Origin of the sequence: Rhodococcus sp. P1Y (assembly GCF_003641205.1) — a bacterium.
GTDB lineage: Bacteria > Actinomycetota > Actinomycetes > Mycobacteriales > Mycobacteriaceae > Rhodococcoides.
In genome coordinates this window covers 5732292-5750298 of record NZ_CP032762.1, presented here as the reverse complement: position 1 = coordinate 5750298, position 18007 = coordinate 5732292, and the positions used below count along the sequence as shown (strand labels likewise).

The window sequence follows — 18007 nt, the reverse complement described above, 5'->3', positions numbered from 1 at the left end:
AAGGGACTCTCATGGTTCAGGTCGGCTTACTGCTCAGCGACGTGCCGAAGTCGGTGACGCCGGCGCAGCAGTTCAAGGACATTCTCCGCATCGTCGAGACCGCGGAAGACAACGGGTTCAACTACATCGCCATCGGGCAGCACTTCCTCTACGGCGATCTGCGCTGGCTCCAGCCAGTGCCGCTGCTCGCCCGCCTCGCCGCGCACGTCGCACCGACGACCAAGCTCGTCACGCAGATCATGATCGCCCCGCTGTATCACCCGGTCATGCTCGCCGAGGAGATCGCGACACTCGACGTCGTCACCGAGGGCCGGTTGATCTTCGGCGCCGGATTGGGGTACCGCCCAGAGGAATTCGACTACCTCCAGGTCCCGTACAAGGAGCGCGCAGGGCGGTTCGACGAGTCCCTCCAGGTAATGAAGCAGCTGTGGACCCAGGACGAGGTCACCTTCGAGGGCAAGTACTTCCAACTCGACGGCGTCAAGCCGCACCTGCATCCAGTCCAGCAGCCACACGTCCCGATCTGGATCGGTGCGCACGCAATGGGCGGTGTGCGTCGAGCAGGAAAGTACGGCGACGCCTACGCCGTGCCGCCCGAGACCCCGAAGCACGAGGTCGAGGAGCGCTACCGCGTCGTCAAGGATCTGTTCGAGGCGCGCGGCAAGGAATTCGGCCTTCAGCCGCTCCGTCGTAACGTCCTCGTCGCGGACAGCAAGGAAGAAGCGATGGTCGAGTACGCGCGCGTTGCTCAGGGGCGCTACCTCACCTATGCGGCGAAGGGTCTCGACGTCATGGCCGGCCGCGATCTCGCAGGCCAGTTCGCCGAGTCGGTCTCCGATCATGTCATCGTCGGTACTCCGGACGATGTCGTCGGCAAGCTCACCGATCTGGTGACCACACTGCCGGTCGATCCACTCCTGCTGCGCCCCCAGTGGCCGACCATGGACGGCGACGAAACAATCGCAGCGATCGAGCGTCTCGGCAAGGATGTCGTTCCGTCGATGCTGGCCCTCGAACCTTTCCGGGACTTCAAGTGAGCCAGACGTACACCGATCTGCACCCGGCCTTCGCCGACCCGGAGGGGTGGACGCTCGACAACGTGCTGCGGACCCACGCCGCCGCCACGCCCGACGCCACGTTCCTGGTGACGCCGGAGGAGAAGTTGGAGTTCACCTACTCCGACATCCTCGGCGCCGCAGAACGTATCGCTGGTTCCTGGCATGCGGCGGGCGCGCAACAGGGTGACCGCGTCGTCATCATGGCGATGAATTCGTCACGGCTGATACGTAGTTGGTTCGCTGCCGCTGTCGGCGGAACCGTCGAGGTGCCGATCAACACGAACTACGAAGGCGAATTTCTTCGCCACCAGATCGTCACCGTCGGCGCACGCTGGGCCGTCATCGACGACACGTTCGCCGAGCGATTCGTCGCGATTGCCGAGCACAGCCGCGGCATCGAGAAATTCTGGGTGATCGACACCGGTACCGCGGACAAGGCACTCACCCTTCTGCGCGAGCACGGTTGGCAGGCCGAGGCTTGGGACGAGCTGGAGAAGGGCACGCCCGTCACCGTTCCCGCGCCGCGTGCGCAGGACCTCGGGGCTATCTTCTTCACCTCGGGGACGACGGGCCCGTCCAAGGGTGTCGCGATGCCGCACTCGCAGCTGTACTTCTTTGCGCAGGAGGTCGTGTCGCTCACCCGGCTCACCCCGGCCGATCGCTACATGACGACGACGCCGCTGTTCCACGGCAATGCCCAATTCATGGCCGTCTATCCGGCGCTCGTCGCCGGCGCCAGTGCCGTGGTGTACCCCAAGTTCAGTGCTAGCCGATGGATCGACATGGTCCGCGACTCCGGCGTCACCGTCACCAATTTCGTCGGCGTCATGATGGACTTCGCGTGGAAACAGGCTCCTCGGGAGAACGATCGCGACAACCAATTGCGCGCCGTGTACGCCGCCCCGATCGCGGACACCGTCGTCGATCAGTTCAAAGATCGTTACGGCATAGAGGCTTTCGTCAACGCCTTCGGACTCACCGAGACGTGCGCGCCGATCCTCACTCCGTACGGTGAGAAGATTCCTCCCGGTGCGGCAGGCAAGGTGGCCTCGGACTGGTTCGACATCAGGCTCGTCGACCCCGAGACCGACCGCGAAGTGCCCGTCGGTGAAGTCGGAGAACTGGTCGTACGTCCCGTCCAGCCATGGACCTGCAGCATGGGGTACTACGGCATGCCGGAGAAGACCCTCGAAGCATGGCGCAATCTGTGGTTCCACACCGGCGACGCTTTGCGCAAGGACGAGGACGGCTGGTTCTACTTCGTCGATCGCTACAAGGACGCCTTGCGAAGGCGCGGTGAGAACATCAGCTCCTACGAGGTGGAACAGGCCGTTCTCGGCCATCCCGCCGTCGTCGAATGCGCCGTCATCGGCGTTCCTGCCGACGTCGAAGCCGGTGAGGACGAGGTTCTCGCCGCTGTGGTCGTCAGCGAAAAGGCCGACCCGGCAGAGATTCTCGACTGGTGCACCGGTCGTATCCCTGCCTTCGCCACACCGCGATACGTCCGTTTCCTGGACGCGCTTCCCAAGACACCGTCCGAGAAGGTCCGCAAGGCCGTACTGCGCGACGAGGGCGTCACAGCCGACACGTTCGATCGCACCGCGGTGCCGGTCGCTTAGCGCAGGAGACATACATGGACTACTCTTCCGACCCCACACACGACGATATCCGCGCTGCGGTCAAGACGCTCTGCAAGGCGTTTCCCGACGACTACTGGATGGAGCACGACGACAGCCACGAATTCCCGTGGGACTTCTACAACGCTGTGGCCGAGGGCGGTTGGCTCGGACTGACCGTTCCCGAAGAGTACGGCGGCGGGGGACTCGGCGTCACCGAGGCTGCGATCGTCGAACGTGAGATCTCCGCGTCCGGAGCGGGAATGGGCGGATGCAGTGCAGTGCACATCGGCATCTTCGGATTCGAGCCGATCATCAATCACGGCAGCGAGGCGATGAAGAAGAAGTACCTTCCACGCGTCGTCACCGGTGAACTGCACACCTCGTTCGCCGTTACCGAGCCCGATGCAGGCACCGACACCACCAACATCAAGACGTTCGCGAAGAAGGTCGACGGCGGATTTCTGGTGTCGGGCAAAAAAGTGTGGATCACCAAGGCGCAGGAAGCCGAGAAGATGCTGCTCCTGGTGCGTACCAGTCCGCGCGTCGAGGGCGAAAAACGCACTGCTGGAATGACATTGCTGTTCGCGGACATGGATCGCAGCAAAGTCCAGATTCGTCCGATCCCGAAGATGGGTCGCAACGCCGTCGACACAAACGAACTCTTCATCGACGAGCTCTTCGTTGCTGACGAGGACGTCGTCGGCGAGGTCGGACACGGATTCCGCACCATCCTCGGCGGTCTGAACGCCGAGCGGGTCATCTCGGCCAATGCCGCACTCGGCATCGGTGAAGCGGCACTGAGACGAGGAACTCAGTACGCGAAGGAACGTGAGGTGTTCGGCCGCCCGATCGGCAAGAACCAGGGCATTGCCTTCCAACTCGCCGAAGCACGCATCCGGCTCGATGCCGCCACTGCCGTCGTCGACAAGGCTGCGTGGATGGTCGACGCCGGCCTGCCGTGTGGCCGAGAAGCCAACGCCGCCAAATACTTGTGTGCCGAAGCGGGATTCTTCGCCGCGGACGCAGCGCTGCAGGTGCACGGCGGATTCGGGTTCGGTAAGGAATTTCACGTCGAACGGTACTTCCGGGAATCCCGTCTGATGCGGATCGCGCCGATCAGCCAGGAGATGGTCCTCAACTACACCGCCGAGCATGTTCTCGGCTTGCCGCGCAGCTACTGAAGGGGAGTGACATGCAGCCGTATCGTTCGATCCTGTTCGTGCCTGGTCACCGCCCGCGGTGGGTGGACAAGGCCGTCGCGTCCGGCGCCGATTGCGTCGTACTCGATCTCGAGGACTCCGTTCCCTTGCCGGAAAAAGAGTCCGCGCGCGCAACGGTTGCCGAGTCGATCAGGAGGGTCCGCGAAACCAATCCCGATGTGGGGCTGTTCGTTCGAGTCAACCCCCTTGCGACGAGGCTCACGGGCGCGGATCTCGAAGCCGTCGTCGTCCCCGGCCTCACCGGAGTGTTCGCGCCGAAGATCGAAAAGGCTGTCGACGTGCTCCAGTACGACGCATTGCTCGACCACTTCGAGGCGCGCAACGGTGTCGACGGCCTCGAATACATCGTGCCGGTCGAGACCGTCAAGGCGATCCACAACTGCCTCGAGGTCGCGACAGCGTCGCCGCGCGTGGGCGCGATGATCGGCCCGTCCGCCGAGCACGCGGATATCGCCCGCGAGGTCGGATACGAATGGACACCCGAGGGGCTCGAAACTCTCTACCTGCGTAGCCGGGTTCTTCTTGCGTGCAGGGAGGCCAAGATCCACGCGCTGACCGGACTGTGGGAGGACCTCGAAAATCTGGACGGTCTCCGAGATTTCGCGGTCAAGGGCCGTCAACTCGGCTTTCGCGGCATGATCGCGATCCACCCGTCGCACGTCGAGACCGTCAACGCTGTGTTCAGCCCGTCGGAGCAGGACATCGAGTTCTACCGAGGGTTGGCCGAAGCGTACGAGAAGGCCGAGGCGCAGGGGACCGGTGCGTTGCGGTATCGAGGTCTGCACATCGACAAGGCGCACTACGACAAAGCGCTTCAGTGGCTGGAGCGCGCCGAAGCGATCATCGAGAGAGGCGAGAAGTAAATGCGAGGCTTGTATTTCGAAGAGTTCGAGGTCGGCAAGCACTACAGGCATGCGATGACCCGTACGGTGACCGAAATGGACAACGTCATGTTCACCTCGCTCACGATGAACATTCAGCCGCTGCACCTCGACGCGGAGTTCTGCAAGGGCACGATCCACGGGCAGCGACTGTTCAACAGCCTCTTCACCGTTGCGTTGATCGGTGCGTTCCATGTACCCGAGCTGACCATGGGCACCACCCTCGGCAACCTCGGCTACGAGAAGATCACCTTTCCCAACCCGGTGTTTCACGGCGACACCCTGCGCGCCGAGACCACCATCAAGAACAAGCGCGAATCCAAGAGCCGTGACGATTCCGGCATCGTGTGGTTCGAGCACATCGGCTACAACCAACGCGACGAGATCGTCTGCGTCCTCGAACGCGTCGGGTTGATGGCCAAACTTCCGGCAGAGCTTTGAGAAAGAGGGTGCATGAAATGACTGCAGTGGCAGAGATCGACCAGAAGTGGGTACCGGACACCAGGACTCTGCTGATCGGCGACACCGACGCTCAGCCTCAGGGTGAGACGTGGGACGTCTACAACCCCGCCACCGAAGAGGTCATCGCGACTGTCGGTGGAGCGTCGAGCAGCCAGGTGGACGATGCAGTAGCCGCAGCGCGGCAGGCATTTCCGGCGTGGTCCGCACTGAGCGGTGAAGAGCGCTCGAAGCACATCCACCGCTTCGCCGACGCGTTGGAGAAGGCCGCGGACCGGTTGCTGCCCTCGATCGTCAACGAGGTCGGGTGCCCAGTGTCGCTGGCGTCGTACCTGCAGGTGAAGATGGCGGTCGACGAGCATCTTCGATGGGCGGCTGAGGCCGCGAAGACCGAGCGCACGATTCATCTCGGTGAGTACGACAAGCCTGTTCCGACGATGAGCGACGTGGTCCACCAGCCCGTCGGCGTCGTCGCCGCTATAACCGGATACAACTACCCGCTCAACCTCGCGATCTTCAAGTTCGGTGCCGCGCTGGCCGCGGGCTGTACCGTCGTGCTGTTGCCGTCGCCGCGGACCCCGCTGACGACGCTGTTCCTCGGTGATCTCATCAAAGAATCTGGCCTGCCGCCGGGTGTCATGAACGTCATCATCGGTGGTGCCGATGTGGGACAGCAACTATCGTCGCACCGCGGTGTGGACCGTGTCTCGTTCACCGGCTCCGACGGCGTCGGCGCGAAGATCATGGAACAGGCGTCGGCCAATCTCACCGGTGTGACGCTCGAACTCGGCGGTAAGTCTCCGAACATTGTGCTCGAAGGCGTCGACGTCAAGAAGATCGCTGTCGAGATGCATCTTCGCTGGGCACGCAACGGCGGCCAGGGATGTGCGGCGCTCGCTCGGCTCCTGGTGCACGACAGCGTGTACGACGAGTTCCTCGAAGCAGGCGCGTCGGCCTTCGATCAGATGGTGGTCGGCGACCCGTGGGATCCCGCCACCAACATCGGACCGATGATCCGCCCCGACCATCAGGCTCGCGTCAACGGATTCATCGACGGATCGGTCGCCGAGGGCGGCACGAAGCTACTCCAGGTCACCAAGCCGCTGCCGGAGAAAGGGTGGTTCGTCAATCCGGTTCTGCTGGGCGGACTTCCACACAGCGCGCGTGCTGTCCAGCAAGAGATCTTCGGCCCCGTCGCGGTGATCGTGCCGTTCTCCGACACCGAGGAAGCGATCCGTCTTGCCAACGACACCGACTACGGCCTCGCGGCGAACGTCTGGTGCGACGATCCGATCGAGGCCAGGCGGGTCGCGGAGCAGGTCCGGGCCGGAACGGTGTGGATCAACGGAGGTGGCTCCATGCGTCCCGACGCCCCGTTCGGCGGCTACGGTAAGTCCGGAGTCGGCCGTGAGCTCGGCGAATGGGGCATGAAGGAATACCTAGAGGTCAAGCACATTCAGTGGAGGATCTGATGGGCGCTATCGGTCCGCTCGCGGGCATCAAGGTCGTCGAGCTCGGCACGATGTACGCCGCGCCGACGGCGGGCCGCATGCTCCGCGACTTCGGGGCAGAGGTGATCAAGGTCGAGGACCCAGCGTCGGGTGACTATGCGCGTCAGTGGATCCCGCAGAAAGAAGGCTTGTCGCTCGGGTTCTCGCGTCTCAACGCAGGAAAGCGCTCGGTGGGAATCGATTTGCGCGACGCCGAAGGTCGAGCGCTGGTCAAGCGTCTCATCGCCGGCGCGGACGTCGTGATCGAGTCCTTCAGGCCTGGACGTCTCGAGGCGTGGGGACTCGGCTTCGAGGAACTGTCGAAGGACAACCCCGGGCTCGTTCTGGCTCGGGTGTCCGGTTTCGGCCAGACCGGACCGAACTGCCTGCTGCCGGGCTTCGGAACCGTCGCCGAGACAGCCAGTGGATTCGCAAACGTCAATGGCTGGCCGGACTCGCCTCCCACCTCGCCGCCGTTCGGTTTCGCCGACTCCATCGCGGGCCTGTCCGCCGCGATGGGCGTGGCGATGTCGTTGTTCAAGAGGGAAAAGACCGGTCTCGGTGAGGAAGTCGACGTGGCGCTGTACGAGCCACTGATGTTCATCGTCGGCGACATGTTCCTCAAGTACACCGCGACGGGCGAGATTCAACAGCGTATCGGCAATTCGACCGGAGCCGCGTCCCCTCGCGGCATCTACGAGGCCGGCGACGGTAAGTTTCTGTCCATCGCTGCGTCGAATCAGGCCATCGCCAAGCGGTTGTTCGCTGCGATGGGAAAAGCGGAGATCATCGACGACCCGCGCTACGCCACCAATGCCGATCGCCTACGGAACAACGACGACGTGCAGACGATGGTGATCGACTGGTGCAAGAGCATGCCTCGTGCCGAGGTGCTTGCGACCCTTGAGAAGTTCGAGGTGGTGAGCGCCGCTGTGAACGACGCCTCCGATGTGGTGCAGGACCCGCACTTCTTGGAGCGAACATTGGTGGAGATCACCGGCAACGACGTTCTGGGCAAGGTCTTGATGCCGGGACCGGTTCTCCACATGAAGAGCTACGACGGGCCGGTGTACGACGGCGTGCCCGGAGTCGGGGAGCATACGGCCGAGATCTTGACGGCCGAGTTGTCCTTGAGTGCAGACGAACTCACCGACCTCGCGACGCGCGGGATCGTCAGCGCGTAGTTCGCAATACATGGTCGACCAGGTTGCGGGCGTACTCCTCGGAGTGCGCCCGCACTGCGTCGTCCAGCTTCTTCGGTGTGCTGAGGGTGTGCAGAATGATTGCGCCCAGCAAAGTTTCGAGCAACAGCGTGACCGAAGTGTCCGCGGGGAGTTCTCCGCGGGCGATGGCCTTGCGGACCATGTCTCGTGCGGCAAGGGTTTGCGAATCGCGGAAGAGTGCAAACTGATCGGTGACGCCGGGGATGGAATCACCCTCGATGGCCATCCGAAAGATTGCTCGCCCAGCGCCGCCGAGGTACAGCCTCATGGTCTGACGGGCGAGTTCGAGGAGGTCGGCCTTGATGTCACCGGAATCCTGAGTGGCGACGACGGTGATGCGGTCCTCGATTGCGTCCTGCAGCAGGGTGTTCTTGTTCGGCCATCGTAGGTAGATGGAGGCCTTTCCGACGGAGGCCTGGCGCGCGACGGCCTCGATGGAGAACTTGGCCCACCCCTGGGTTCCGAAGATGTCGACGGCGGCATCGAACACGCGTCGTTCCAGGTCGGGGTCGCGTGGGCGTCCCGTCTTGGAGGTGTCCGGCACTGCCTTCTCCTTCTCGTTCGAAAAATTTGTGACCTGAACCACTGAAAACCATTGATTCGCGTCATGGGGGAGTGTACTTTCCTAGTTACAGACGAAGAACGTTCAGAAACGTTCCGCCTTCCTGCTGATTCGGAAGGTGTTCTCCCTTTTCATGATTGGTGGGCGCAATGGCGCTGTTGGAGCGGTACCGCGTGCTCGACTTCACCGACGATCGTGGCCTGCTCGCAGGCCGGATGCTTGCCGATCTGGGCGCCGACGTGGTCCAGGTCGAGCCACTCGATGGGTCCTCGGCACGTACGGCCGAGCCGCTCGGACCTCGAGGATCGTATTTCTGGGACACCTACGCGGCCAACAAACGCGGCATAGCCATCGACCTCGAGAATCCAGCGGGCCTCCACGACTTGATCGCCCAGGCCGACGTCGTGATCGAGTCCGCAGGGCCCGGCGTGATGGACAGCCTTGGGCTCGGGTTCGAGAAGTTGCACACCCTGTTCCCGCGCCTGGTCTACGTCTCGATCTCGGCGTTCGGATCCACCGGGCCGAAATCGCGCTACGCCGCCAGTGACCTGGTGGTCTGGGCGGCGGGCGGTCCGCTCGACCCGCATCGGGAGAAAGATCGCCCTCCGGTCAGGATCTCGATTCCGCAGGCCTTTCTGCACGCCGCCGCCGATGCAGCCGACGGTGCCTTGTTCGCGTTACTGGCACGGACGCGCACCGGTCGTGGTCAGCACGTCGACGTCTCCGCGCAGGCATCCCTCGGAACAGCCACGCTGGGAAGGGTTCTCGCTCACACCGCAGGTGATGTATCCCCGGAGTGGGAAAAACTCGTCGATGGTCCGGTGAAGAAGATGGATCAGTCCGGCAGCGGTTCCGGTACTGATCCCGCCAAGAAGAAGTGGCGCTGCGCCGACGGTCTCATCGAATTCCATCTCACTGTCGGCCGCGCCTCCGGTGCGTTCACCTCGGCATTCTTCAGGTGGATGGCGTCGGAGAATCCGGACTACGAGCGGTTCGCGTCCATCGACTGGCGTGAGGTCCCCGACATGGTGGCACGCGGGGAGTTCGACGACGCTCGATTCGACGAGGCCCGCGGTGCCGTCGCCGAGTTCCTGGCAGGCAAGACGAAGAACGCGGTGCTGGAAGCGGCACGTGAACACCGATTGCTGTGCGTGCCGATCTACGACACCGGTGATGTTGCTGCGAGCCCGCAGCTGGATGCGCGTGGGTTCTACTCGACGGTTGTCGACGACGCAGGTCGCGAAGTGAGAATGCCGGGTGCATTCGCGAAGGTCAGTGGAGAGACCCTCCATGTTCGATCGCCTGCACCGTCTATCGGGCAACACACCGAGGAAGTTCTCGCCGACTGGGTAGGCACACGCGTCATGGAGAACGCGTCATGAGCAAGCCTCTCGCTGGAGTGAAGGTCCTCGACATGTCCTGGGTGGTCGCGGGCCCACTCGTCGGACGCGCCCTCGCCGACGCAGGCGCAACCGTCGTGCGCGTCGAATCCGGTACCAAAGTCGAGACGGCCCGTCTGATGCCGCCCTTCGAGGGCGGTGTTGCAGGACATGAGAACTCGGCTCTCTACGGTAACGTGAACGCAGGCAAACTCGGAATGTCGTTGGATCTTCGCCTCCCGGCCGCACGGGCCGTCGCCAGGTCTCTCGCCGACTGGGCGGACGTCGTCCTCGAGTCGTACGCGCCCGGTCGAATGAAGAAGTGGGGGCTCGACTACGAGACTCTGCGCGCGACCAACCCTGGCCTGATCATGGTGAGCAGTTCCATCAACGGACAGGACGGTCCGTACAGCGGCCTGGCCGGCTACGGAAACGTCGGAGCTGCGCTGTCGGGCTTTCAGTCGACCGTCGGTTGGGCGGATCGGCTTCCGCTCGGACCGTTCGGCCCGTACACCGACTATGTGGCTCCGCGGTTCGGCCTGGCGGCGTTGCTCGCTGCCCTGCTGAAGCGTGAGGAGAGCGGAGTCGGTGCGTACATCGACATCTCGCAGGTCGAGTGCGGTGCCTACCTGCAGTCGCCCTATCTGGCGAAGTATTCGGCGGAGGGCGCGGTTGTGGAGCGGCGAGGAAACAGCGACGCGGCGTTCTCACCCAACGGTGTTTACCCCTGCGCAGACGGCCGCTTCGTGGCCATCACCGTCGGCGACGACGACCAGTGGCGGATGCTCGCCACGATCATGAATCTTCCCGACGCCGCATCCGATTTTCGAACTCTCGACGTCCGGGTGCGCCGCAGTAGCGAACTCGACGATCTCGTCGCGGTGTGGACTGCGCGGCACCGCGCTCAGGATCTCGAAGACCTGCTGCAACGCGTCGGCATCGCCGCGCACGTCTCGGCCGACAGTCGGGCGTTCTGTGAGGACCCGCAGCTCCGGCACCGTGGGCATCTCGTCGAACTCGACCACCCCCTGCACGGACGAGTAACGGTCGAGGGGTCCAGGTACCAGCTCAGCGATACGCCTCTGTCCGCCGACCGAGCGGCCCCCGTGTGCGGCCAGGACAACACATACGTCCTGCACGACATCCTCGGCCTCACCGCCGAACAGATCGAGACATTGGAAAGTGAAGGTGCATTGGTATGACCGCAGAACTGACGGACGTCAGACCGTCCTGGGTGGCGGACTGGGACGAACTTCTCGCCCTTGTAGGCGAGGACTTCTCGGACGGCAGCATCCGCTGGGGTGGAGATAGAGTCGAATCGGGGACCGTCCGCAGGTATCTCGAACCGCTCGAGCTCGACAGTGCGATCCACTACGACGAAAACGCTGCCCATGCAGCCGGATTCGACGGTGTGATCGCACCGTCCACAGGTCTGCTGTCGTGGGCAATTGCGGCCATGCGTAACCCGGGTGAAGAGACGCTGTACGACAGCGCCGATCGCGACGCGCAGCCCACCCGAAGCCCGATCAACAACGAGGACCCGTACCCCGGCCCCGAGACCAGCGGGTTCCTCACTGCCAGCATGGAACTCGACTTCGTCAGGCCGGTGTTGCTCGGCGAGCGACTCGGAAACCGAGGACGACGGCTGATCTCGTGCAGTCCGAAGCAGACCTCACTCGGCCGAGGGGCGTTCCTGTCCTGGGAGAACGACATCGTCAGCGACCGCGGCGACGTCGTTGCTCGAGTACGCAACGTCGTCTACGCCTACAACCCCGTAACCGAGGACTCCGAATCATGAAATTTTTCGAGGATGTCACCGAGGGCGAGAAGCTCCCGGTGCCCGAATACCCACTGTCGATGTACCGACTCGTGATGGCGGCAGGGTCGAACCGCGACTTCAACTCCATCCACCACAACTCCGAGTACGCCAAGAATTCCGGTGCACCCGAGGCCTACGCCAACGTGTTGTTCCTGATGGGAATGTGGGAGAGGGCAGTTCGCGACTGGGCCGGACCGACCGGTGTCATCGGATCGGTGAAGGGCTTCGCCATGAAGAAGTTCAACCCCGTCGGTACCACCACGACCGTGCACGGCACCGTCGTGGGTAAGGAGATTCGAGGCGACAAAGGCGTCGTGACGGTCGAGTTGATCAGCCGCAACGAGGGCGTCGTCACCGTCGGGCCCGGAACGATGGAAATCGAACTGCCACTTCAGAAGGTACCAGCATGACAGCGTCGATTGCGGGCCTGGGAATCACCGAGATGGGCCGGATCTACGGCAAGACGGCGACGAATTTCGGCGCGGACGCGGTCCGTCGGGCAGCGGCAGATGCGCACCTGGAGTTGAGCGAGATCGACGGTCTTCTCATCAGCGGCGGTGTCACCGGGGAACTCGGCTTGCCGCTGGCGCAGGAACTCGGTCTCGAAGACCTGTCGCTGCTGTCGGTGATGCAGTCCTTCGGCTCGACGGCCGGCGCGATGGTTCAGTTCGCGGCATTGGCAATCGAAGCAGGACAGGCGACCACGGTGGCATGCGTGTTCGCGGACGCGCCGCTGAAAGAGCGGGTCGCGACCGGGGCGTCATATGCGCAGGCCAACTCGGGCGGAGTCGGTTGGGAAGGGATTCTAGGATCGACCGGCGTCAACAGTGCCAACTCGCTCTACGCGCTCGCAGCCAACCGACACATGCAGACCTACGGCACCACCTCCGAGCATCTCGGTGCCGTTGCGGTCGCACAACGGGCCTGGGCTGCTTTGAATCCGCTGGCGCAGATGCGCGACCCAATAACCCTTGCAGACCATCAGGATTCGCGGATGATCAGCTCACCGTTCCATCTGCTGGACTGCTGCCTGGTCTCCAACGGCGGCGTTGCCGTCATCGTGACGAGTGCCGAGCGCGCCAGAGATCTCGCGCAACCGCCGGTGGACATTCTGGCGTCGGCGCAATCGCATCCCGGCCACTACATGCGTCGCAGCGAAGACTTCGGATTGACCAGCGGAGCAGCACAATCGGGACCCAAGGCGTTCGCTGCTGCAGGGCTTTCCCCGTCGGACATCGACCTTGTCGAGCTTTACGACTGCTACACCTACACCCTGATGATTTCGCTGGAGGACTACGGATTCTGCGACAAGGGATCCGGCGGCGACTTCGTCTCTACGCCAGGTCTTCTCGGGCCAGATGGTTCGCTGAAGGTCAATACCGGCGGCGGACAGCTGTCGTCGTACTACATGTGGGGAATGACTCCGTTGTCGGAAGCGGTCATCCAGCTTCGCGGGCAGGCGGGGGCGCGTCAGGTCGACAGGCACGACACTGCGCTCGTGTCCGGAAACGGCGGCGTTCTCGACCACCATTCCACACTCCTGTTGGGAGCCGGCCGATGACTGCGATCCTGTCCATCCCGCTCGCGCCCGTTTGCCGTGACGCACAGACTGCCGAATTCTTCGACGGCACTGCGCGCGGCGAGTTCCTGTTGCGCGAGAACATCGGCACCGGTGAGCTTCTCGCGCCACAGGCCGCCGTTCCGGACGACGCCGACTACCGCTGGATGCCTGCCAGCGGCCGCGGCCGAATCATTTCGTGGACCACCGTGTACGGCCGCAACGCCGAACGCACCGTGGTACCACAACACATTCTTGCCGTCGTCGAACTCGACGAAGGCCCATGGTGGTGGACCCGACTGGTCACAGACGGCACAGAACCTCTGACCGGCGCGTCCGTCCACGCCGAATTCCACAAATCCGGTGAAGCCGACGAGCACGAATACGTGCCCGTCTTCGTACTCGACTGAACCCCTTACCTTTCGGAATGGAACCAACGATGGACGTTTCGACCGCGATCAAGACATCGCCGATCTCCCGCTATCAGTACAAAGTGCTGGCCGCCTGTCTGCTGGTCATCACCATCGACGGATTCGATGTGTTCGTGATGGGATTCGTGCTCCCACACCTACCCGACGGATTCTTCGACAGCACCGCCGAGAAGGGCTACCTGCTCAGCGCGGGCCTGGCCGGGATGGCGGCGGGCTCGATATTCCTAGCACCCCTTGCCGACAGGATCGGGCGTCGACGCCTCATCCTGTGGGGCCTCGTCCTCAACCTGATCGGTCTGGCAGCGTCGGCGATGTCGCCGAACGTCGAGGCGCTCATCGCAGCCCGCTTCCTCACCGGCATCGGTATCGGCGGCATGGCCGCCAGCCTGATCGTGCTCGTCCAGGAATTGTCCTCGGAGAAGCGCCGCAACACCATCATGGGTGTGTACTCGATCGGCTTCCCGCTCGGCAGCCTCGTCGGCGGCGGAATCGGGGCGCTGCTCGTGGCAGCCTTCGACGGCGCATGGCAGGTCATGTTCATCTTCGGCGCCGTCATCACTGCAGGTGCTGTTGCGGTCACACTCGTCATGATTCCCGAGTCGGTCGACTTCCTGATCAGCAAGAACACTCCGGAAGCCGACGCCCAGATCCGCAGCTTCATCGCCAAACTGAACAACCCCGCTATCGACCCGAATGCCCGACCCGCGCTGGCGCCCATCGTCGAGGACAACACCTCGGTTCGCGGATTGTTCGCGAACGGTATGTACTACCGAACGCTGCTGACGTGGCTGATGTACTCGTGCTTGATGTCGGCGTTCTACTTCGCGAACACCTGGACGCCGCAGCTGGTTAAAGAGTCCAGTGGCAGTGCAGAACTCGGAACCACCGCCGGACTGATCCTCTCCCTCGGCGGACTCGTCGGAGCACTGGTCTTTGGTGTGTGGACTTTGAAGATTTCCGCGGGTCGGTTGCTGTGGACGGCAATGGCGATTGCCGCCGTCTCTATCGTCGCGTTCGCAGCGTTCTTCGGGCACCCGGGAATTGCCATCGCGCTCACCGTCGCGGTCGGGCTGTTCACCTACATCGCGATCACCGCGGCTGCTGCTGTCGTCCCTCCGCTGTATGCCCTACGGGCCCGCTCGACCGCCATCGGGTGGATGCTGGGTATCGGCCGGTTGTTCTCCATCTCGGCTCCGATCGCCGTCGGCTATGCGCTGGCAGTGTTCGCTCCGCAGACGCTGTACTACTTCGCTGCGATCCCGATGGTGGTCGGTGCACTGGCTACCTACGCGCTGTGGAAGCACACACGTGACGAAGTCGCCCCCATGGACATCGTGGCGGAGCCGGTCTCGGGTTATCCACCACTCGTGAAAGAAGGCTGACCCATGGAGGACAAGCGCGTATTGGTGACGGGCGGAGGCTCGGGAATCGGCCGGGCCATCGCCGTCGAGGCAGCTGCGCAAGGAGCAGAAACGGTTGTCGTCGCGGACATCTCACCGGAGTTGCTGGCCGAGACCGAGACGCTGATCGCAGCGGCAGGGGCCAAGAGCGTCGCGCTGCGGGTGGACGTCTCCGACGGTGCACAGGTACGGCAGATGATCGACGACGCCGTCGCCGCCGCAGGTGGGCTGGACACGCTCGTCAACAACGTGGGCGTCATCGACACCGGTTTCGTGCCAGGGGAGCAGGCCAACATCGTCGACCTCCCCGAGGACGTGTGGGATGCGGTCATGAACATCAACGTCAAGTCGATGTGGCTGGCGACGAAATACGCTGCGCCGCATCTGCGGGCGTCCGATCGAGGGCCGTCCATCGTCAACGCAGCCTCTGTGTCCGGGATGATGGGGTACAAGACCCCTGCGTACTCCGTCAGCAAAGCCGCGGTGATCCAGCTGACTCGCACGACGGCGATCTCGCTGGCAAACGAGGTTCGGTGCAACAGCTTCTCGCCGGGTAGCTTCCGAACCACGATGGCGCAGAAGCATATCGACGCAGCCGAAGATCCGGTCGTGCAGGAACGCTTCATGAGTGGGGCACACTTGATCCCGCGTCTCGGCGATCCCGTCGAGGTGGCCCGGGTTGCGTGCTTCCTTGCATCCGATGCAGCGTCGTTCATGACGGGCACCAACGTCCCCGTCGACGGTGGAACCATGGCCTGGCGAGGTCTTCGGTCGTAGACGGTGCTCCGCACCAGTGGCACGGTTATGTACCCGGGAAGGTTCATAACCGTGCCACTGGCGGCGGAGCCGCTTCGAACGCACTGGCGGCGGAGCCGCCCTACATTCCGCCGTCCACGGTGATGATGGACCCTGTGGTGTAGCTGGATGCATCGCTCGCGAGATACAAGGCGGCTCCGACGATTTCGTTGGGGTCGCCTCCGCGCTTGGCGGCGAAGGTCGCGGCTCGCTTGCCGAAGGCCTCCATGTCCCAGGCGTTGGAGACGTCGGTGAGGAAGGTTCCCGCCATGATCGCGTTGGTGCGCACGGTCGGCCCGAAAGTCTTGGCCAGCCCGACGGTGATGGCGTTCAGGCCTGCCTTGGCAGCGGCGTACGGCAGCACGTCCGGCCTCGGCTTGGTCGACGCCGCACTCGAGATGTTGATGATGGAGCCGCCGTCGCCCTGCGCCATTCTGGTTCCGATCAGGGCTGCGAGGCGGAACGGGCCCTTCAGATTCACCCCGAGGACCTTGTCGAACAGAGTCTCGGAAATCGAGTCGACCGAGTCGTACAGCGGCGACATGCCCGCGTTGTTGATCAGCACGTCGACCTTGCCGAAGTGCTCGTAGGACTTGTCGACCAGCTCGTCGAGTGCGTCCCACTTCCCGACGTGGGCGGCGATCGGGAATGCCCGACGCCCGGTCGCGTCCTCGATCTCCTTGGCCGTCACCTGGCACGACTCGAAATCGCGGCTGGCGACGATGACGTCAGCACCTGCCTGGGCCAGGCCGAACGCCATCGCTTTGCCGAGTCCTCGGCTGCCTCCGGTGATCAGGGCTACGCGGCCGCTGAGATCGAACTGCGCAGTGATATCGACCTGACCTGGTGCGTCGAACTGGGGCATCGTTTTTCTCCTGGATCCGGACCGCTGTAGGCAATTCCTTAGTATGGTAATCATAGATTGACGAATGGAGACATGGTGTCTGAATCAGCGGGACTGTTCGAGCTCCCAAGTAAGTATGTCGAACTGCAGGTCGAAGCGCGGGCGCTTGCGGAATCTGTCCGCGATATCGCCGATCGGGCCGACGAGTCGGACAGCATCGACGTGGACGTCCGCAAGCGTCTACAGGCCACTGGCTTGGCCGGCGTGACGGTTCCGAGGCAGTTCGGGGGTCGGTTCGAGAAGGTCGACTCGCTTGCGGTCACCGTCGTACGTGAGCGCCTCGCTGCCGAATGCGCACACCTCGACTCGCTCTTCGCTATGCAGGGCATCGGCAGCTACGGGCTGTCGGTCGGCGGCACTCCCGCGATGCAGGAGTACTGGCTGCCGCGAGTAGCCAACCTCGACGCTATCGCCGCACTCGGCCTCACCGAGCCGCATGTGGGATCCGACCTCAAGGCGCTGACGACGTCGATCGAAGAGGTCGACGGCCAGCTCGTGGTCAACGGGCACAAATCTTTCATCACCAACGGCGGCGACGCGGACTTCTACAGCATTCTCGGTCGTGAGGGTGACGGGTACTCGTTGGTGCTTGTCCCGGCCGATGCCACGGGAGTCACCACCGAGCGTCCGCATCAGATCATTGCGCCGCACGTGCTGTCGGACGTGATCTTGAACGACGTTCGGGTACCGCTCGATCACCGCATCGGCGAGCCAGGGAAGGGCTTCTCGCTCGTGCTCGCTACCCTCGCCACGTTCCGTGTGTCGGTCGCGGGCGCAGCGGTCGGCCTGGCGGAAGCGGCTCTGAAAGAGGCTGTGCGGCACGCCAACAGCCGCGAGCAGTTCGGCGTCAGTCTGTCGAGGCTCGGCTCGGTGCCCGAGCACCTTGCAACGTGCTGGACCGACATCGAGATGGCACGCTCGCTGACGTACCGGGCCGCTGCTGCGTCCGCGCGTGACGCGAGAGCGAACCTGCACCTGTCTTCGATGGCCAAGGTTGCGGCCACCGAGGTGGCGGGCCGAGTGGTCGATCGAGCCGTTCAGGTCATGGGCCGCTATGGCATCACCCGCGGCAGTGTCATCGAACGCCTCTATCGAGAAGCGCGTCCGATGCGAATCTACGAGGGCTCCACCGAAGTGATCCTCGATTCGCTTGCCAAGCAACTGATCAAGGGCGACCTGCTGTAAGACCTGCCCGCGATGCTCGTCCGA

General features: G+C 63.5%; 18 protein-coding genes. 16 read left to right on the top strand and 2 right to left on the bottom strand.

The genetic code is table 11. The features are described 5' to 3' along the window. Positions 1–11: 11 nt before the first annotated feature. From D8W71_RS26695 to D8W71_RS26665, 7 genes are read left to right on the top strand one after another with little or no spacing between them, the layout of a single operon-like run. Positions 12–1037: an LLM class flavin-dependent oxidoreductase gene (locus D8W71_RS26695; RefSeq protein WP_094654312.1), complete on the top strand. Its 1026-nt coding sequence runs from the start codon at positions 12–14 to the stop codon at positions 1035–1037. After that, positions 1034–2677 carry an AMP-binding protein gene (locus D8W71_RS26690; RefSeq protein ID WP_121118134.1) on the top strand — a complete coding sequence of 548 codons (1644 nt, stop codon included), beginning with the start codon at positions 1034–1036 and terminating at the stop codon, positions 2675–2677. Before D8W71_RS26695 ends, D8W71_RS26690 begins: the two co-directional genes overlap by 4 nt. A 14-nt stretch (positions 2678–2691) precedes the next feature. After that, positions 2692–3858 carry an acyl-CoA dehydrogenase family protein gene (locus D8W71_RS26685; protein WP_121118132.1) on the top strand — a complete coding sequence of 389 codons (1167 nt, stop codon included), beginning with the start codon at positions 2692–2694 and terminating at the stop codon, positions 3856–3858. 11 nt (positions 3859–3869) lie between these two features. Beyond that, complete coding sequence (locus D8W71_RS26680) at positions 3870–4760, top strand: HpcH/HpaI aldolase/citrate lyase family protein (RefSeq protein WP_121118130.1); 891 nt, start codon at positions 3870–3872, stop codon at positions 4758–4760. Continuing rightward, positions 4761–5219, top strand: a complete 459-nt coding sequence (locus D8W71_RS26675; RefSeq protein WP_121118128.1) for a MaoC family dehydratase — start codon at positions 4761–4763, stop codon at positions 5217–5219. It abuts the gene before it with no gap. Between the two features lie 17 nt (positions 5220–5236). Next, positions 5237–6709 (top strand): aldehyde dehydrogenase family protein, encoded by a 1473-nt coding sequence (locus D8W71_RS26670; protein ID WP_121118126.1) that lies wholly within the window; start codon positions 5237–5239, stop codon positions 6707–6709. Further along, the gene (locus D8W71_RS26665; protein WP_201265206.1) at positions 6709–7911 is read left to right on the top strand and encodes a CaiB/BaiF CoA transferase family protein; all 1203 of its coding nucleotides are present in this window, start codon (positions 6709–6711) and stop codon (positions 7909–7911) included. The genes D8W71_RS26670 and D8W71_RS26665 overlap by 1 nt, the downstream gene beginning before the upstream one ends. Here D8W71_RS26665 and D8W71_RS26660 read toward each other — a convergent pair. Next, positions 7901–8494: a TetR/AcrR family transcriptional regulator gene (locus D8W71_RS26660; RefSeq protein WP_121118122.1), complete on the bottom strand. Its 594-nt coding sequence runs from the start codon at positions 8492–8494 to the stop codon at positions 7901–7903. The genes D8W71_RS26665 and D8W71_RS26660 overlap by 11 nt on opposite strands. 167 nt (positions 8495–8661) lie before the next feature. Between D8W71_RS26660 and D8W71_RS26655 the strand changes: the two genes are divergently transcribed. From D8W71_RS26655 to D8W71_RS26620, 8 genes are read left to right on the top strand one after another with little or no spacing between them, the layout of a single operon-like run. Then, positions 8662–9894 (top strand): CaiB/BaiF CoA transferase family protein, encoded by a 1233-nt coding sequence (locus D8W71_RS26655; RefSeq protein ID WP_121118120.1) that lies wholly within the window; start codon positions 8662–8664, stop codon positions 9892–9894. Beyond that, positions 9891–11093, top strand: a complete 1203-nt coding sequence (locus tag D8W71_RS26650) for a CaiB/BaiF CoA transferase family protein (RefSeq protein WP_121118118.1) — start codon at positions 9891–9893, stop codon at positions 11091–11093. The genes D8W71_RS26655 and D8W71_RS26650 overlap by 4 nt, the downstream gene beginning before the upstream one ends. Continuing rightward, positions 11090–11689: an FAS1-like dehydratase domain-containing protein gene (locus D8W71_RS26645; RefSeq protein ID WP_121118116.1), complete on the top strand. Its 600-nt coding sequence runs from the start codon at positions 11090–11092 to the stop codon at positions 11687–11689. The genes D8W71_RS26650 and D8W71_RS26645 overlap by 4 nt, the downstream gene beginning before the upstream one ends. Continuing rightward, positions 11686–12120: a MaoC/PaaZ C-terminal domain-containing protein gene (locus D8W71_RS26640; protein ID WP_121118114.1), complete on the top strand. Its 435-nt coding sequence runs from the start codon at positions 11686–11688 to the stop codon at positions 12118–12120. Before D8W71_RS26645 ends, D8W71_RS26640 begins: the two co-directional genes overlap by 4 nt. Beyond that, entirely contained in the window at positions 12117–13271 is a 1155-nt protein-coding gene (locus D8W71_RS26635) for a thiolase family protein (protein WP_121118112.1), read from the top strand. Before D8W71_RS26640 ends, D8W71_RS26635 begins: the two co-directional genes overlap by 4 nt. Continuing rightward, positions 13268–13678 carry a Zn-ribbon domain-containing OB-fold protein gene (locus D8W71_RS26630; protein ID WP_121118110.1) on the top strand — a complete coding sequence of 137 codons (411 nt, stop codon included), beginning with the start codon at positions 13268–13270 and terminating at the stop codon, positions 13676–13678. The genes D8W71_RS26635 and D8W71_RS26630 overlap by 4 nt, the downstream gene beginning before the upstream one ends. A gap of 29 nt (positions 13679–13707) precedes the next feature. Further along, a complete protein-coding gene (locus D8W71_RS26625; protein WP_121118108.1) occupies positions 13708–15081 on the top strand; it encodes an MFS transporter in 1374 nt (457 codons plus the stop codon). Between the two features lie 3 nt (positions 15082–15084). Further along, positions 15085–15876 carry an SDR family NAD(P)-dependent oxidoreductase gene (locus D8W71_RS26620; protein ID WP_121118106.1) on the top strand — a complete coding sequence of 264 codons (792 nt, stop codon included), beginning with the start codon at positions 15085–15087 and terminating at the stop codon, positions 15874–15876. Positions 15877–15976: 100 nt separating this feature from the next. On the opposite strand, the gene D8W71_RS26615 is transcribed toward D8W71_RS26620, so the two are convergent. Further along, positions 15977–16759 carry an SDR family NAD(P)-dependent oxidoreductase gene (locus D8W71_RS26615; RefSeq protein ID WP_121118104.1) on the bottom strand — a complete coding sequence of 261 codons (783 nt, stop codon included), beginning with the start codon at positions 16757–16759 and terminating at the stop codon, positions 15977–15979. A gap of 72 nt (positions 16760–16831) precedes the next feature. Between D8W71_RS26615 and D8W71_RS26610 the strand changes: the two genes are divergently transcribed. After that, positions 16832–17983, top strand: a complete 1152-nt coding sequence (locus D8W71_RS26610; RefSeq protein ID WP_121118102.1) for an acyl-CoA dehydrogenase family protein — start codon at positions 16832–16834, stop codon at positions 17981–17983. The last annotated feature ends 24 nt before the right edge of the window (positions 17984–18007 follow it).

Bases quoted from the DNA above. Each gene is read 5' to 3' on its own strand.
- D8W71_RS26695 (WP_094654312.1), top strand. From the start codon at position 12: ATGGTTCAGGTCGGCTTACTGCTCAGCGACGTGCCGAAGTCGGTGACG.
- D8W71_RS26685 (WP_121118132.1), top strand. From the start codon at position 2,692: ATGGACTACTCTTCCGACCCCACACACGACGATATCCGCGCTGCGGTC.
- D8W71_RS26680 (WP_121118130.1), top strand. From the start codon at position 3,870: ATGCAGCCGTATCGTTCGATCCTGTTCGTGCCTGGTCACCGCCCGCGG.
- D8W71_RS26675 (WP_121118128.1), top strand. From the start codon at position 4,761: ATGCGAGGCTTGTATTTCGAAGAGTTCGAGGTCGGCAAGCACTACAGG.
- D8W71_RS26670 (WP_121118126.1), top strand. From the start codon at position 5,237: ATGACTGCAGTGGCAGAGATCGACCAGAAGTGGGTACCGGACACCAGG.
- D8W71_RS26665 (WP_201265206.1), top strand. From the start codon at position 6,709: ATGGGCGCTATCGGTCCGCTCGCGGGCATCAAGGTCGTCGAGCTCGGC.
- D8W71_RS26655 (WP_121118120.1), top strand. From the start codon at position 8,662: ATGGCGCTGTTGGAGCGGTACCGCGTGCTCGACTTCACCGACGATCGT.
- D8W71_RS26650 (WP_121118118.1), top strand. From the start codon at position 9,891: ATGAGCAAGCCTCTCGCTGGAGTGAAGGTCCTCGACATGTCCTGGGTG.
- D8W71_RS26645 (WP_121118116.1), top strand. From the start codon at position 11,090: ATGACCGCAGAACTGACGGACGTCAGACCGTCCTGGGTGGCGGACTGG.
- D8W71_RS26640 (WP_121118114.1), top strand. From the start codon at position 11,686: ATGAAATTTTTCGAGGATGTCACCGAGGGCGAGAAGCTCCCGGTGCCC.
- D8W71_RS26635 (WP_121118112.1), top strand. From the start codon at position 12,117: ATGACAGCGTCGATTGCGGGCCTGGGAATCACCGAGATGGGCCGGATC.
- D8W71_RS26630 (WP_121118110.1), top strand. From the start codon at position 13,268: ATGACTGCGATCCTGTCCATCCCGCTCGCGCCCGTTTGCCGTGACGCA.
- D8W71_RS26625 (WP_121118108.1), top strand. From the start codon at position 13,708: ATGGACGTTTCGACCGCGATCAAGACATCGCCGATCTCCCGCTATCAG.
- D8W71_RS26620 (WP_121118106.1), top strand. From the start codon at position 15,085: ATGGAGGACAAGCGCGTATTGGTGACGGGCGGAGGCTCGGGAATCGGC.
- D8W71_RS26615 (WP_121118104.1), bottom strand. From the start codon at position 16,759: ATGCCCCAGTTCGACGCACCAGGTCAGGTCGATATCACTGCGCAGTTC.
- D8W71_RS26610 (WP_121118102.1), top strand. From the start codon at position 16,832: ATGGTGTCTGAATCAGCGGGACTGTTCGAGCTCCCAAGTAAGTATGTC.